The organism is Enterobacter cloacae complex sp. 2015409, assembly GCF_041365315.1.
GTDB lineage: Bacteria > Pseudomonadota > Gammaproteobacteria > Enterobacterales > Enterobacteriaceae > Enterobacter > Enterobacter pseudoroggenkampii.
On sequence record NZ_JBFTVM010000006.1, the window covers coordinates 62,348 to 77,151 of the forward strand.

General features: G+C 56.3%; 15 protein-coding genes. 7 read left to right on the top strand and 8 right to left on the bottom strand.

Going from position 1 to position 14,804, the window contains the following annotated elements; translation table 11 throughout:
- Nucleotides 1-48: 48 nt before the first annotated feature.
- A complete protein-coding gene (locus ACDO57_RS20520; RefSeq protein ID WP_024906613.1) occupies nt 49-897 on the top strand; it encodes a glycosyltransferase in 849 nt (282 codons plus the stop codon).
- A gap of 15 nt (nt 898-912) precedes the next feature.
- Entirely contained in the window at nt 913-1,833 is a 921-nt protein-coding gene (locus ACDO57_RS20525; RefSeq protein ID WP_370884523.1) for a capsular polysaccharide synthesis protein, read from the top strand.
- 34 nt (nt 1,834-1,867) lie between these two features.
- Here ACDO57_RS20525 and ACDO57_RS20530 read toward each other — a convergent pair whose 3' ends face one another.
- From ACDO57_RS20530 to gpmM, 3 genes are read right to left on the bottom strand one after another with little or no spacing between them, the layout of a single operon-like run.
- The gene (locus ACDO57_RS20530; protein WP_370884524.1) at nt 1,868-2,800 is read right to left on the bottom strand and encodes a divergent polysaccharide deacetylase family protein; all 933 of its coding nucleotides are present in this window, start codon (nt 2,798-2,800) and stop codon (nt 1,868-1,870) included.
- Nucleotides 2,801-2,803: 3 nt separating this feature from the next.
- Nucleotides 2,804-4,063: a murein hydrolase activator EnvC gene (gene envC, locus ACDO57_RS20535; protein ID WP_248273245.1), complete on the bottom strand. Its 1,260-nt coding sequence runs from the start codon at nt 4,061-4,063 to the stop codon at nt 2,804-2,806.
- A 33-nt stretch (nt 4,064-4,096) separates the two neighbouring features.
- The gene (gene gpmM, locus ACDO57_RS20540) at nt 4,097-5,641 is read right to left on the bottom strand and encodes a 2,3-bisphosphoglycerate-independent phosphoglycerate mutase (RefSeq protein ID WP_090420381.1); all 1,545 of its coding nucleotides are present in this window, start codon (nt 5,639-5,641) and stop codon (nt 4,097-4,099) included.
- A gap of 247 nt (nt 5,642-5,888) precedes the next feature.
- Here gpmM and ACDO57_RS20545 point away from each other — a divergent pair, with 247 nt between their 5' ends.
- The 5 genes from ACDO57_RS20545 (at nt 5,889) to cysE (ending at nt 8,998) form a co-directional block, all read left to right on the top strand.
- Entirely contained in the window at nt 5,889-6,320 is a 432-nt protein-coding gene (locus tag ACDO57_RS20545) for a rhodanese-like domain-containing protein (RefSeq protein ID WP_023309913.1), read from the top strand.
- An 11-nt stretch (nt 6,321-6,331) separates the two neighbouring features.
- Nucleotides 6,332-6,583: a glutaredoxin 3 gene (grxC, locus tag ACDO57_RS20550; RefSeq protein ID WP_008502715.1), complete on the top strand. Its 252-nt coding sequence runs from the start codon at nt 6,332-6,334 to the stop codon at nt 6,581-6,583.
- A 32-nt stretch (nt 6,584-6,615) separates the two neighbouring features.
- Nucleotides 6,616-7,083, top strand: a complete 468-nt coding sequence (gene secB / locus ACDO57_RS20555; RefSeq protein ID WP_003860835.1) for a protein-export chaperone SecB — start codon at nt 6,616-6,618, stop codon at nt 7,081-7,083.
- On the top strand, nt 7,083-8,102 hold the full coding sequence (gpsA, locus tag ACDO57_RS20560) for an NAD(P)H-dependent glycerol-3-phosphate dehydrogenase (protein WP_032650747.1): 1,020 nt from the start codon (nt 7,083-7,085) through the stop codon (nt 8,100-8,102). The genes secB and gpsA overlap by 1 nt, the downstream gene beginning before the upstream one ends.
- 74 nt (nt 8,103-8,176) lie before the next feature.
- Nucleotides 8,177-8,998 carry a serine O-acetyltransferase gene (cysE, locus tag ACDO57_RS20565; protein ID WP_008502718.1) on the top strand — a complete coding sequence of 274 codons (822 nt, stop codon included), beginning with the start codon at nt 8,177-8,179 and terminating at the stop codon, nt 8,996-8,998.
- Here the strand turns inward: cysE and trmL are convergent.
- From trmL to lldP, 5 genes are all read right to left on the bottom strand, one after another.
- Nucleotides 8,995-9,468, bottom strand: coding sequence for a tRNA (uridine(34)/cytosine(34)/5-carboxymethylaminomethyluridine(34)-2'-O)-methyltransferase TrmL (gene trmL, locus ACDO57_RS20570; protein ID WP_109845874.1), 474 nt, complete (start codon nt 9,466-9,468; stop codon nt 8,995-8,997). The two genes, cysE and trmL, sit on opposite strands and share 4 nt — an antisense overlap.
- Before the next feature lie 45 nt (nt 9,469-9,513).
- Complete coding sequence (locus ACDO57_RS20575; RefSeq protein WP_370884525.1) at nt 9,514-10,854, bottom strand: MFS transporter; 1,341 nt, start codon at nt 10,852-10,854, stop codon at nt 9,514-9,516.
- A gap of 181 nt (nt 10,855-11,035) precedes the next feature.
- Entirely contained in the window at nt 11,036-12,223 is a 1,188-nt protein-coding gene (gene lldD, locus ACDO57_RS20580; protein WP_023334042.1) for a quinone-dependent L-lactate dehydrogenase, read from the bottom strand.
- Nucleotides 12,220-12,993: a transcriptional regulator LldR gene (gene lldR / locus ACDO57_RS20585; protein WP_024906606.1), complete on the bottom strand. Its 774-nt coding sequence runs from the start codon at nt 12,991-12,993 to the stop codon at nt 12,220-12,222. Before lldR ends, lldD begins: the two co-directional genes overlap by 4 nt.
- Nucleotides 12,990-14,645, bottom strand: a complete 1,656-nt coding sequence (gene lldP / locus ACDO57_RS20590) for an L-lactate permease (RefSeq protein ID WP_248273224.1) — start codon at nt 14,643-14,645, stop codon at nt 12,990-12,992. The genes lldR and lldP overlap by 4 nt, the downstream gene beginning before the upstream one ends.
- Between the last annotated feature and the right edge of the window lie 159 nt (nt 14,646-14,804).

Here is a 14,804-nt window from a genome sequence, read left to right on the forward strand (position 1 = left end):
AAAGGTATTCTCCCGATGGAGAAATACCTTTTACCAGACGAGCATGCCATGAACGAACTGATTTCAGTAATCATCACCACCTACAACAGAGAGGCGTTGCTGGAGCGCGCAATTCGTTCAGTTATTGCTCAGACATACCCTGCGGTAGAATTGGTTATTGTCGATGATTGTTCTAATGAGCAAACCGCTCAACTTATCGAGCGTATGCGCGCGGAGTGTGAAGCGCGTTTTGTGCATTTCATCTACGAACGTAACGAAAAGAACAGCGGTTCAAACTTCAGCCGTAACCGGGGGTATGCGCTATCGCACGGCGTGTTTGTGACGGGGCTGGATGATGACGATTATTTCCTGCCAGAACGTCTGACGAAACTCGCTGAGCGGTATGATGATAAGTATGCCTTTGTGACGGATACCCCCGCCCGGCTGGATAAAACCCACCGCACTTATCCGGATACTGATGATAAAAGGATAATTGCGCTACAGGATATTTTGTGCGAAAACGTGGTGGGCAATCAGGTCTTGACCACTAAAGAAAAACTATTAGGGGTAGGCGGATTTTCTCCTGAAATTAAACAACAGCAAGATCGCGACGTCTGGATTAAATTAATTCTGAAATATGGTCCAGGTATCAAGTACAGTTTCAGTACGGCGATGGTAGATGCTGAACACGGGAGCGATCGGATTACGTCGCAAGTTAAAAAATACAATGCGTACCGTAAGCTCTATTTTAAATATCGACAGTACATGTCTGAAGTTACTCGCAGTAATAACTTGTTCCAGCTCATGTCTTTTCGTGGGTTTAAATCGACTCGTATGAATTGTTTATTACGAGGACGTAAAAAAGACGCTAAGTTAAAAATGAAACTGCTTCGTCGTACGCTAAAAGAGCTATTCTGAATTTATTAAGGTGAAATGATGAATCTCAATGCAACGAATAAGCTCATCAAGAAAACCCGACGCTGGCACAAAAAAACGGGTTTTTCTCTTTTTCAGCGTGCGGCCAGCCATTTTGAGCGGAAGAAAAAAGAGACAATTTTTAGCATTATTGATGAACTGCATGTTCAGCCTGACGCTGCGCAACTAACTGAATCGGAACAATCACGCATCATCTGGATCTGCTGGTTCCAGGGGCTCGATAGCGCGCCTGAGTTGGTTAAACGCTGTATCGACTCTGTTTATAAACACTCAAATGGATATGAGATTATAATTATTACTGAAAATAATTTTTCGGATTTTCTCACACTACCTGGTGTGATTATTGAGAAATATAATTCAGGATTGATCGGTAAAGCTCACTTCTCTGATTTATTACGTTGCTGCTTATTGTATAAATATGGCGGTGTGTGGCTTGACTCTACCATATTTATGGCTCAGGATTTACCTTCCTACCTTGCCAGTTACTCATTTTGTTCTTTGCGTTTCACTCCAGCAGATTGCTCTGGGACTATTAGTAAAGGTTTCTGGACAACATATTTTCTGGTTTCCGAGAAAAATGGCTATTTAATCGGTAATGTAATGAATGTACTTTTAGAATACTGGCAAAAGCATGATAAAATCATAGATTATTTTTTAATGGATTATATCTTTTGTTATTATTTCGAAAACGATAGCCACTCAAGAAAGATTATTTTATCTCCGCCTGTGCTCGGTGAAAATCGTTTTTTACTAAAAAATAGCATGAATGAGCATTTCTCACTTGAACTACAACAGAAATTTATGGAAGACCCTATAGGCATCTATAAATTGTCTTATAAAGGGTCTTACCGTACTTCAAACAACGGCCAGCCGACAATATATAGCCAGATCCTTGATGGCACTTTCGAACTGAAGTGATAAAAAAGCCACCATGACGGTGGCTTTTTTATCGTCAGGCTTTCTTACCCCATCCCTGCCATTGCTGCTGGACGTATTTCACCAGCGTGCTGTTGCTGATGCTGTCTCCGATAACGGAGAAGAAGCGGGTCGCATAGACCGGTTCAGGCGGTTGCTTCGGTACACAGCGCTTCACGCCGCGGAACGGATTACGCGGCGCTGTCGGGACGGGCTGCGCAGAATTTGGCGTAGAGGTATCCACCTGCGGTTCGTTCAGCAGATCGCTCGGGCGTACCAGCGTGATATCGGCAGGTAAGGTCGGCAGCATTTGCTGCAGGACGCGAACGGTAGACGGGTGCGGGTGACCGATGGCAATGGCCGAGCCATTACGGCGGGCCAGCTGTACCGCGCGATTGAACTGCATACGAATATCGGCTTCGTTCTGGGTGTCATCCAGGAATACCTTGCGCTTAATCACCTTTACGCCCGTTCCCTGAGCGGCGCGCATCGCCTGGCTGTTGCCGATGGTCATGCTGTCGAGGAAGTAGAGATTGTAACGCTCCAGCGCCTGCATCACTTTTAGCATCCCGTACAGGCTGGAGGTCATCGCGCTGCCCATATGGTTGTTCAGCCCTACGGCATACGGCACCTTGTTGTAGGCGTCGCGGATGATGCGCTCGATCTCCTCGCTGCTCATATCCGGGCGCAGGGTATCTTTTTCCAGCGGCTGCTTGCTGAGCGGGGCCATGGGCAGGTGAATCAGCACCTGATGCCCGCTGCTGTGGGCTTTGGTCGCCATCTCACGCGCGTGAGGGGCATTCGGCAGGACGGCGACGGAGATGGCCGACGGCATCGCCAGCACCTGATTTTCATAGTGTGGACGATAACCAAAGTCATCAATCACGATAGCGAGCTTACCTGCGTATACCGGTGCAGCCAGCGCCAGCGCGCTGACGACGGAGAAAACGATTCGACGAAATTGAAGCAAAACTTATCTTCCCAACCACGGCTGTGGATTGACCGCCTGACCCTGACGACGAATTTCGAAATAGAGTGACGGGCGGCCCTGACCGCCACTGCTGCCCACAAGGGCGATGGGTTGGCCCGCGCGCACCTGCGTGCCGACGCTGACCAGCGCGCTCTGGTTGTAGCCGTAAAGGCTCATATCACCTTTACCGTGTTCGACCACCACCACCAGTCCGTAACCCTGCAGCCAGTCGGCCAGAATCACGCGGCCATCGGCAATCGCTTTCACTTCGCTACCTTCAGACGCACCGATAACGATCCCTTTCCAACGTAGCTCACCCTGCAGCTGTTCGCCATAGCGATGCAGAATTGAACCGCGAACGGGCCAGAAAGCCTGACCGCGAGGTGAGCCCAGGCCGCCGGTACGCGACATCAGGGAACGTTCGCTCTCGCTTGGCTTGTAGGTGGTGCCTTTGCGGGAGGCTTCCTGCTGCTTGTCGCGAACGGCCTGCGCCTCGCGAGCCTCTTTTTCGGCGCGCGCTTTCGCCGCGGCTTCCGCACGGGCGATGCTGTTACGCAGTTTAGATTCGTTGGCGCGCATTTCGCTCAGCTGGCTCTGTCCTTCCTGAATCGAGGACTCGAGACCGGCCAGGGTTTTCTTACGCTCGTTGCGCGCCTGCTCGAGCTTCGCCTGCTGGGCCTGCTGATCGTAGAGCAGCGTCTGCTGCTGGCTCTGCTTCTCTTCCAGTTCGGCTTTTTGCGTGGAGACCTCTTCGCGCGTCTGCTTCAGCTGCGCGATCGTCTCCTGACGCGCCTGGTTGAGATAGCCAAAGTAGGCTTGCAGGCGCTGGCCGCGCTGGCTCTCTTCGCCGCTGAGGATCAGCTGGAGTCCGGTATGTTCACCCTGACGGAATGCGGCATCAAGCTGTGCGGCAAGATTGCGCTCCTGCGCATCGCGCTGGCGCTCGAGTTTGGCAATTGACGCGTTCATCTCGTCGATCTGTTTATTCAACTGGGCGAGGGTGTTTTGCGTTTCACGGAGTTTACGCGTGGCGGCGGAGATCGCCTCTTCCTGCTGCTTAAGCTGGGCGAGCAGGGTGGAGCGCTGCTGCTGCTGCTGGCGCACCGCACGCTCTTTGGCGGCGATATCGGCCTGAATAGATTTCAGCTGGTCGCGGTCATCCGCATGGGCGGATGCGGCGCACAGCAATACGCCAGCGCTGAGTGCGCTGGCGTAAAACAGAGGTCTGACTGATAACCTAAGCGGCTTCACGACCCATGTGATTGAAAAAATCGCCTTTCCCCTCATGGGGAGCGATTATTCCACGATGAACAGCGGCTTACCAGTCATCTCTTCAGGGATCGGCATCCCCATCAGCGACAACATGGTTGGCGCGATGTCAGAAAGCTTGCCGCCTTCCACTGCTTTCAGTGACTTATCACCCACATAAATCAGCGGAACAGGCAGGTTGGTATGGGCCGTGTGCGCCTGGCCGGTCGCCGGGTCGCGCATCTGTTCAGCGTTACCGTGATCCGCGGTGATCAGCAGCTGGCCGCCAACGGATTCAACCGCTTTCGCAACCTGCTCAACGCAGTGGTCCAGCGCTTCAACCGCTTTCACTGCCGCTTCCATCACCCCGGTATGACCGACCATGTCACCGTTCGGGTAGTTACAGATGATGGTGTCGTACTTACCGCTCTTGATGGCCGCAACCAGTTTTTCAGTCAATTCTGCAGAGCTCATCTCTGGCTGCAGATCGTAGGTGGCGACTTTTGGGGAGTTGATCAGAATGCGGTCTTCGCCTTTGAACGGCTCTTCAACGCCGCCGTTAAAGAAGAAGGTGACGTGCGCGTACTTCTCGGTTTCAGAGATACGCAGCTGCGTTTTGTCGTTCTTCGCCATCCACTCGCCGAAGGTATTGGCCAGCGAGGCGGGCGGATACGCGCATGGGGCCTTGATGTCTGCCGCGTATTCGGTCAACTGGATGAAGTCGAGTTTCACCACTTTCTTGCGGGCAAAACCGTCGAAGTCGCTGTTGACGAACGCACGGGTGATTTCGCGCGCGCGGTCTGCGCGGAAGTTCATGAAGATCAGCGCATCGCCGTCTTCCATGGCGGCATCAGCCTGGCCTTCAGCACGGATCACGGATGCTTTCACGAATTCGTCATTTTCATCACGTGCATAAGCCGCTTCCAGGGCCTCAACTGCGGTCGCGAACTGGAATTCACCTTTTGCCAGGGTCAGCAGGTCATAGGCCTGTTCAACGCGATCCCAGCGGTTGTCGCGGTCCATGGCGTAGTAACGGCCAATGATAGACGCCACGCGGCCTTTGCCCAGCGCGGCGAATTTGTCTTCAAAGGCTTTAAGGGAGCCTTCTGCACTGCGTGGTGGCGTGTCGCGACCGTCCAGGAAGGCGTGCAGATAGATTTTTTCCGCACCGCGTTCAGCGGCCAGCTCAACCATCGCCATGATGTGATCTTCGTGGCTGTGAACGCCGCCTGCAGAGAGCAGGCCCATGATGTGAACGGCCTTGCCAGCGGCAACGGCTTTATCAACCGCGCCAGACAGCGTTGGGTTGGAGAAGAAGGTGCGTTCTTTGATTTCAACATCCAGACGCGTCAGATCCTGATACACAATACGCCCGGCGCCCAGGTTAACGTGACCAACTTCGGAGTTGCCCATCTGGCGGTCCGGCAGGCCCACTTCCAGGCCAGACGCGTCAATCAGCGTATGCGGACGTTTTGCCCACAGGGCATCCATGACCGGGGTTTTGGCGTTGAAAATAGCGTTATCCTGGCTGTCTTCACGGTAGCCATAGCCATCCAGAATCACCAGTACCATAGGTTTTTTAGAAACCGACATTGCGACAACCTCATGCTCAAGAGTCAAAATTTGCGTAATTTTACTACAGCTGAATCGATCAAATAGCCGCAGAAGATCAAAGAAAGCGCAGGGGCAAGGTGCTGACCAGACCATTTTGAGGCATTTTTTTAGGTGGCATGCCGCAGAAAATGGATTAGGTTAGGGTCGCTGGCTGTATTTGCCAGAACGCACAGGTATACTCCTGTCCTGGTTTTTTTTATCACTTAGTCGGGAGTAGTTACCCTCCATGCAAGAAATTATGCAATTCGTTAGCCGCCATCCGGTTCTGAGCATCGCGTGGATTGGCCTGCTGGCTGCTGTGCTGTTCACCACATTTAAGAGCCTGACGTCTAAGATTAAGGTTATCACCCGTGGTGAAGCGACGCGTCTAATTAACAAAGAAGATGCCGTCGTTGTCGATCTGCGTCAGCGTGACGATTTCCGCAAAGGTCACATTGCGGGCGCAATCAACCTGTTGCCAGCTGAAATCAAAGCGAACAACGTCGGTGAGCTTGAGAAACACAAAGCCCAGCCGATTATCGTTGTGGATGCGACCGGCATGCAGGCACAGGAATCTGCCAGCGCGCTTCATAAAGCAGGCTTCGAAAACGTAACGGTACTGAAAGAAGGTATTTCCGGCTGGAGCGGGGAAAATCTTCCTTTGGTGCGCGGTAAATAAGGAGTTCAGTCATGGCCCATATTGAGATCTATACCAAAGCGACGTGCCCGTTCTGTCATCGTGCGAAAGCGCTGCTGAACAGCAAAGGCGTCACGTTCCAGGAACTGCCGATCGACGGTGACGCGATTAAACGCGAAGAGATGATCCAACGTAGTGGTCGTACGACGGTTCCACAGATTTTTATTGATGCGCAGCACATTGGCGGCTGTGATGACTTGTATGCGCTCGACGCCCGTGGTGGACTCGATCCGCTGCTGAGCTAAGAGACTTTAGGACAATTAAAAAGGGTATTTCCATGTCAGAACAAAACAACACCGAAATGACTTTCCAGATCCAGCGTATCTACACCAAGGACGTCTCTTTCGAAGCGCCAAATGCGCCACACGTTTTCCAGAAAGATTGGCAGCCAGAGGTTAAACTTGATCTGGATACCGCATCTACCCAACTGGCAGATGACGTGTATGAAGTCGTGCTGCGTGTGACCGTTACCGCGTCTCTGGGCGAAGAAACTGCATTCCTGTGTGAAGTACAGCAGGGCGGCATCTTCTCTATCGGCGGTATCGAAGGCAACCAGATGGCGCATTGCCTGGGTGCGTACTGCCCGAACATTCTGTTCCCGTATGCACGTGAATGCATCACCAGCCTGGTTTCTCGCGGTACATTCCCGCAACTGAACCTTGCGCCAGTTAACTTTGATGCGCTGTTCATGAACTATCTGCAGCAGCAGGCTGGCGAAGGTGCTGAACAACATCAGGATGCCTGATGAGCACTGTTAATGCGTCAATGACTGTGATCGGTGCCGGCTCATACGGCACCGCTCTTGCCATTACCCTGGCAAGAAATGGTCACGACGTGGTCCTGTGGGGCCACGACCCAAAACATATCGCTACGCTGCAGCGCGATCGTTGCAACGTTGCGTTTCTCCCGGACGTTCCGTTCCCTGACTCCCTGCACCTTGAAAGCGACCTTGCGACCGCGCTGGCGGCCAGCCGCAACATTCTGATTGTGGTTCCGAGCCATGTCTTTGGCGACGTACTGCGTCAGATTAAGCCGCTGATGCGCCCGGATGCGCGCATTGTCTGGGCGACAAAAGGACTGGAGGCCGAAACCGGACGCCTGCTGCAGGACGTTGCCCGCGAAGCGCTGGGTGATGAGATCCCGCTGGCGGTCATCTCCGGCCCGACCTTTGCCAAAGAGCTGGCCGCTGGCCTGCCGACGGCGATTTCGCTGGCTTCCACCGACCAGGCCTTCTCCGACGATCTCCAGCAATTGCTGCACTGCGGCAAGAGCTTCCGCGTCTACAGCAACCCCGATTTTATCGGCGTGCAGCTGGGCGGGGCGGTGAAGAACGTGATTGCGATTGGCGCCGGGATGTCCGACGGCATTGGTTTTGGTGCCAACGCCCGTACGGCGCTGATCACCCGCGGGCTGACCGAAATGTCCCGCCTGGGCGAAGCGCTGGGTGCCGATCCGGCCACCTTTATGGGGATGGCAGGCCTGGGCGACCTGGTGCTGACCTGTACCGACAACCAGTCTCGTAACCGCCGCTTTGGCATGATGCTCGGACAGGGCAGCGATGTAAAAGGCGCGCAGGAGAAGATTGGTCAGGTGGTTGAAGGCTACCGCAATACCAAAGAAGTCCGCGAGTTGGCACACCGTTTCGGTGTCGAAATGCCAATAACCGAGGAAATTTATCAGGTATTGTATTGCGGAAAAAATGCGCGCGAGGCAGCATTGACCTTATTAGGTCGTGCGCGCAAGGACGAGCGCAGCAGTAATTAGTCGGAACCGTTGTCATCTGAATGACCCAGCCAGCGCAGAACTGGCTGGTCATTAACTATCGTCTGGAGTAAGCAATGCCGTGTGAAGAACTGGATATCGTCTGGAACAACATTAAAGCCGAAGCCCGGGCGCTGGCCGACTGTGAGCCTATGCTGGCCAGTTTCTACCACGCAACGCTACTCAAGCACGAAAACCTCGGCAGCGCGCTCAGCTATATGCTCGCCAACAAGCTGGCTTCCTCGATCATGCCAGCTATCGCCATTCGTGAAGTGGTGGAGGAAGCGTACGCCGCAGACCCGGAAATGATCGCCTCTGCCGCCTGTGATATCCAGGCCGTGCGCACGCGTGACCCGGCGGTCGATAAATATTCTACGCCGCTGCTGTACCTGAAAGGCTTCCACGCCCTGCAGGCTTACCGCATCGGCCACTGGCTGTGGAATGAAGGCCGCCGCGCGCTGGCGATCTTCCTGCAAAACCAGGTTTCCGTGACCTTCCAGGTCGATATTCACCCGGCGGCAAAGATTGGCCGCGGGATCATGCTCGACCACGCTACCGGGATTGTCGTCGGGGAAACGGCGGTGATTGAAGATGACGTCTCGATCCTGCAGTCGGTCACCCTGGGCGGTACCGGTAAAACCAGCGGCGATCGCCATCCAAAAATTCGTGAAGGGGTGATGATTGGCGCGGGCGCCAAGATCCTCGGCAATATCGAAGTCGGGCGCGGCGCGAAGATCGGTGCAGGCTCCGTGGTGCTCCAGCCTGTGCCACCGCATACCACTGCCGCTGGCGTACCGGCGCGCATCGTCGGTAAACCAGACAGCGATAAGCCGTCCATGGACATGGATCAGCACTTCAACGGCATTCACCATACCTTCGAGTATGGTGACGGCATTTAACTTCTGAGAATGGCGCCCGGGTAACCCAGCTGGCGCCAGGCTTCATACACCACGACCGACACCGCGTTCGACAGGTTCATGCTGCGGCTGTCCGGCATCATCGGAATACGGATTTTCTGCTCGGCGGGCAGGGCATCCAGGATCGTGGCCGGCAGGCCGCGGGTTTCCGGGCCAAACATCAGATAGTCACCTGCCTGATAGCTCACGGCGCTGTGTGCTGGCGTGCCTTTGGTGGTCAGGGCGAACATGCGCTGCGGCTGCTCGGCTTCCAGAAACGCGGCGTAATCGTGGTGGCGAACGACGGCGGTAAATTCATGATAATCCAGCCCTGCGCGACGCAGACGTTTGTCGTCCCACGTAAAGCCCATCGGCTCAATGATGTGCAGACGAAAACCGGTGTTGGCACACAGGCGGATGATATTGCCGGTGTTCGGCGGAATTTCTGGTTCGAATAAAACGATGTTAAGCATGCTGCCCCCTTAATTGCGGGGGCAGAATAGCAGAAAAGAGAGGAACTACGCGACGCCGGGTTCCTGCGAGCGGCTGTACAGCATTTTGTAGACGGTTGCCGCAGCGGCCACCAGAGCGGGCACGCTGAGGATCATTAAAATACTGTCTGCCTGCCACTGCATCGAAAGAAGCTGGGCGCTGGTCATGGTACCCGCCACGCCGCCAAAGCGGCCGATCCCCTGCATCCAGGCGATACCCGTCGCGCGGCACTCGGTAGGGTAAAAGGTGGCGGCCAGGGTTTGCATGCCCGACTGCGCGCCGTTCATCGCGATCCCCATCAGGAAAATCAACCCGCCAAACAGGGCGATATGGTTATGCTCAATGCCGAGCAAAAGAATAAGGCCCATCGTCAGCACGAAACCACACGCAACCACCCTGTGCGCTTCCCAGCGGTCCATCATCCAACCTGCAAGCAGGATGCCGGCGGTGCCGCCGAAGGTGAACAGCGAGGTGAGCCAGGCGGATTCCTTCAGCGCATAACCCATCCCCTGCATCAGCGTCGGCATCCAGCTCAGCAGGACGTAGTAAATGACCAGTCCCATAAAATAGGTCACCCACAGCATCAGGGTGCCGGGCAGCCAGGGCATGGAAAACAGCTGCGACACGCTCCCTTTTTTAGACGCGATTTTCTCCTCCGCCAGGAAAAAGCCCGAGACGCTCTCCAGCGTGCCGCGGGCGAACCGGCTGGCAATGCGGCGGACCTGCATGACGTCTCTCCCGCGCTGCACCAGAAACTTCACGGACTCCGGTAAAAACAGCGCCAGCAGCAGCGTTAAAATCAGCGGCGCAATCGCGCCGGTCAGCAGCACGCTTCGCCAGCCGTGGTGGGGGATAAGCCAGGACGAGATCGCGCCGCCGCCCGCCGCGCCCAGAGGGAAGCCGCAGTACATGGTATTAATCGCCATGGCGCGGCAGCGCTGGGGGGCAAACTCGGAGATCAGCGTAATGGCGTTCGGCATGGCGGCGCCGAGCCCCAGGCCCGTCAGAAAGCGCCACAGCGTCAGGGTATTGAGGCTTTGCGCCCAGGCCGTGCCCAGGCTTGCCAGGCCGAAGAACAGACACGAAAAGACCAGCACCCGCTTGCGCCCCATCCGGTCCGATACCGGACCTGCGATCAGCGCGCCCAACGACAGCCCCAGCAGCGCTGCGCTCAGCACCGGCCCCAGATCCTGTTTGTGTATCCCCCATTCTGCCGACAGCGTAGGCGCGATGTAACCCATCGCTGCCGTATCAAAGCCATCGATCGCCAGAACCAGAAAGCCCAGCACAATGAGCAGCCAGTGAAACCCTGAAAAGCGACTCTCGTCGATCACCTGCTGAATATCCACCTTACCTGAATACGCCATACGCTCCACTCCGATCTGATGTTGTTTTTGTGTTCTTGTATTTGCTTGTCTATACAATTGCGTGCGGCAGGTGGATGTCAAATTTTCTTATCCAATATGTTATCTGGATGTTATTTTTGGCATAAAAAAGCGCCCGAGGGGGACTTCGGGCGCATGAGAAAGGGGGAGTAACCGGAGAAGGTCAGGCCGCGTTTCCCTGAGCAAGGGGAGCCAGCGCTGCCGGTAATTTGCTTAACTCCTGCACCAGGGAATCCTTACTGATTTCGCTAATCGTTTTCGCACCGGTCAGCGTCATCGCCACCTTCATCTCTTTTTCGATCAGGTTAAGCAGATTCGCCACGCCTGCCTGGCCCGCCGTCGCCAGGGCGTACAGATACGCGCGTCCCAGCAGCACGCTGTCAGCACCCAGCGCAATCATGCGCACCACGTCCAGCCCGTTGCGGATGCCGCTGTCGGCCAGGATGGCGATATCGCCTTTCACCGCATCGGCAATGGCCGGCAGGGCGCGAGCGGAGGAGAGCACCCCGTCAAGCTGGCGTCCGCCGTGGTTAGAGACCACAATCCCGTCTGCCCCAAAGCGGACCGCATCGCGGGCATCTTCCGGGTCGAGGATCCCCTTGATCACCATCGGGCCATCCCAGAATTCGCGGATCCACTCCAGGTCTTTCCAGGAGATGGACGGATCGAAGTTATTCGCCAGCCAGCCGATGTAATCTTCCAGCCCGGTCGGTTTGCCAAGGTAGGCCGAGATGTTCCCCAGATCGTGTGGGCGACCGTTCAGGCCGACGTCCCACGCCCACTGTGGATGCGTTACTGCCTGCCAGTAGCGGCGGAGCGCCGCATTTGGGCCGCTCATGCCGGAGTGCGCATCGCGGTAGCGCGCGCCGGGGGTCGGCATATCAACGGTAAAGACCAGCGTGGAGCAGCCCGCCGCTTTAGCGCGCTCCAGCGCGTTACGCATAAAGCCGCGATCGCGCAGGACGTACAGCTGGAACCACATCGGCCGCTTGATGGTTGGGGCAACCTCTTCAATCGGGCAGACGGACACGGTGGAAAGGGTAAACGGAATGCCTTTAGCATCTGCGGCGGCGGCGGCCTGCACTTCACCGCGACGGGCGTACATGCCGCATAAACCGACAGGTGCGAGCGCGACCGGCATGGAAAGCGTTTCGTTAAACAGTTTTGTCTCAAGGCTCAGGTCAGACATATTCTTCAGCACGCGCTGGCGCAGAGCCACCTCCGACAGATCTTCCACGTTGCGTCGCAGGGTGTATTCGGCATACGCCCCGCCGTCGATGTAGTGGAACAGGAACGGCGGCAAAATGCGCTGCGCCGCGGCGCGATAGTCACTGGCTGCTGAAATAATCATGCTTTGTTCTCCCTGGAAATATCACTTTCGCCAGGCAGACGGGTAATACGCGCCTGTCGGGCCTGGTCTTCATCGAATCGTTTAATGGTGGTGTGCACGAAACCGAGATGCGCCATCATCGCTTTGCGCGCGGCCTCGGCATCACCGGCCAGAATGGCGTTGAGCACCGCCTCGTGCTGTTCGGTCAGCTGGGCAAACACCGGCGGAACCAGATACATGCGCTGGCGGCTCTGCTTCACGGAGGATTGCAGCAGGTCGAAGAACCCGCGCATGGTCTGGAGCAGCACCACGTTGTGCGACGCCTCGGCAATCGCCAGGTGAAAACGCACGTCCGCCTGGGAGGCGATGTCCGGGTCGCTGCTTTGCGTGGCCTCAAAGCAGGCGATGAGTTTCTCTTTGTCGGCGTCGGTTGCCCGCATGGCCGCGTGCCAGGCGGTACTGGTTTCGATGGCGTGACGCGCTTCAAGGATGTCGAAGCTGTAGTCCGGGTCGTTCTCCATCAGCGTCTTCAGCGGCTGAACGATGTTTTGCTCGGACCAGTCGTCATGCTGCCAGCGTACAAAGGTGCCGCCGCCGCGACGGCTTACCAGCACCCCTTCGCTGACCAGCGTCGCCAGCGCCTCACGCAGTGAATTGCGCGACACGCCAAGCTGGGCGGCAAGCTGGCGTTCGGCGGGCAACTTCATGCCCGCTTCCAGCTGTTGTTCTTCAATCAGCGCCCGCACGCGAGAGGCAATCTCGTCGGACAGGCGTCTGGGCATCACTATCATGGGATCATCCAGGTTAAGACATAGGCCTGCAGGGTGGTGATCACCCCGACCATGCAGGTGAATATCAGGCTGTGTTTCACGGTAAAGCGGAACAGGTCCGACTCTTTACCGACCAGTCCCACCGCCGCACAGGCAATGGCGATGGATTGTGGCGAGATCATTTTCCCGGTCACGCCACCGGTGGTATTCGCGGCCACCAGCAGGACGTCCGATACGCCAATCTGCTGGGCTGCCGTTGCCTGCAGCGCGGCAAACAGGGCGTTCGACGAGGTATCGGAACCGGTCAGGAACACCCCCAGCCAGCCGAGGAACGGCGAGAAGAAGGTGAAGGCGTGGCTGGTATGCGCCAGCGCCAGTGCCAGCGTCGATGACAGGCCGGAGTAGTTCGAGATAAACGCGAACGCCAGCACCATGCCGATGGAGTAGATCGGCAGCATCAGCTCTTTAACGGTCGCCGCAAAGGTCTGCACCGCGGCCGCAGGCTTCATGCGCAGCCATACCACGGAAAGGATAGCGGCAAACAGGATGGCGGTCCCGGTAGCGGAGAACCAGTCGAATTTATAGACCGCGGCATACGGCGTGGCGGCGTGCACCACCGGCGGCATACGGGCGACCATTTTGTCGAGGAACGGCACGGAAATATTAATCACCATGTCGTACAGCGCCCCGCCCGGCGCGAACAGGGCTTTAAACGGCGGGATGCTCCACAGGGTGACCGTTGCGGTCAGGAACAGGAACGGCGACCAGGCGCGGATCACCTGGCCCGCGGTATAGCCTGTACGGGCCAGGGTTTGATCAACCTGCGAGGCGCCCATGTCGGCAAAGCGGAAAATACGTACCGGCTGCCAGCGTTTCAGGAACAGCGTCAGGCAAACCAGCGACACCAGCGAAGAGATGATGTCCGGCAGCTCCGGGCCGAGGAAGTTCGAACTGAGGTACTGAGCGATAGCGAACGAACCGCCCGCCACCATCACCGCAGGCCAGGTCTCCTTCACGCCGCGCCAGCCGTCCATAATCGCCATGATCCAGAACAGGACGATAATGGTCAGGAACGGCAGCTGGCGACCGACCATCTGGCCGATCTCGAAGCTGTCCAGCCCGGTGACCTGTCCGGCCACCAGAATCGGAATACCCATCGCGCCAAACGCCACCGGCGCGGTGTTCACAATCAGGCACAGGCCCGCAGCATAGAGTGGGTTAAAGCCCAGACCCACCAGCAGCGCGGCGGTAATCGCCACCGGTGCGCCAAAGCCTGCCGCGCCTTCCAGAAACGCCCCAAAGGAGAAGCCGACAATCAGCATCTGCAGGCGCTGGTCCGGCGTAATGGAGAGAATCGACGAGCGGATAATGTCGAACTGTCCGGTTTTCACCGAGATTTTATAGACAAAGACCGCCGCGATGATGATCCACGCAATCGGCCACAGGCCGTAGAAGAAACCGTAGACGACGGAGGCCAGCGCGTGATCGACCGGCATTTTGTAGAAGAACAGCGCCACCAGCAGGGCGATGGCGACGGTGTACGTCGCGGCAAGGTAGCCCTTCAGCTTGAGCTTAATCAGCGCAAAGAAGAAGAACAGGATCGGAAGCGATGCGATCAGGCTCGACAGCCAGATATTGCCGGCCGGGTCGTAGTTTTGTTGCCAGAGGCTCATGCAGGTCTCCTGGGGACCAGACAGCCTGCGCTGCGGGTGAGTCTCCGCTCATCTCTGCGTCACAGTCTGTGTAAAAGTGGTCCTGCCAATGTTGTGTTGTAGGGTTAATGACAATGAATGGTTAACCAGATGTTATGAGCTAGCAATGGTTTTGTGAGC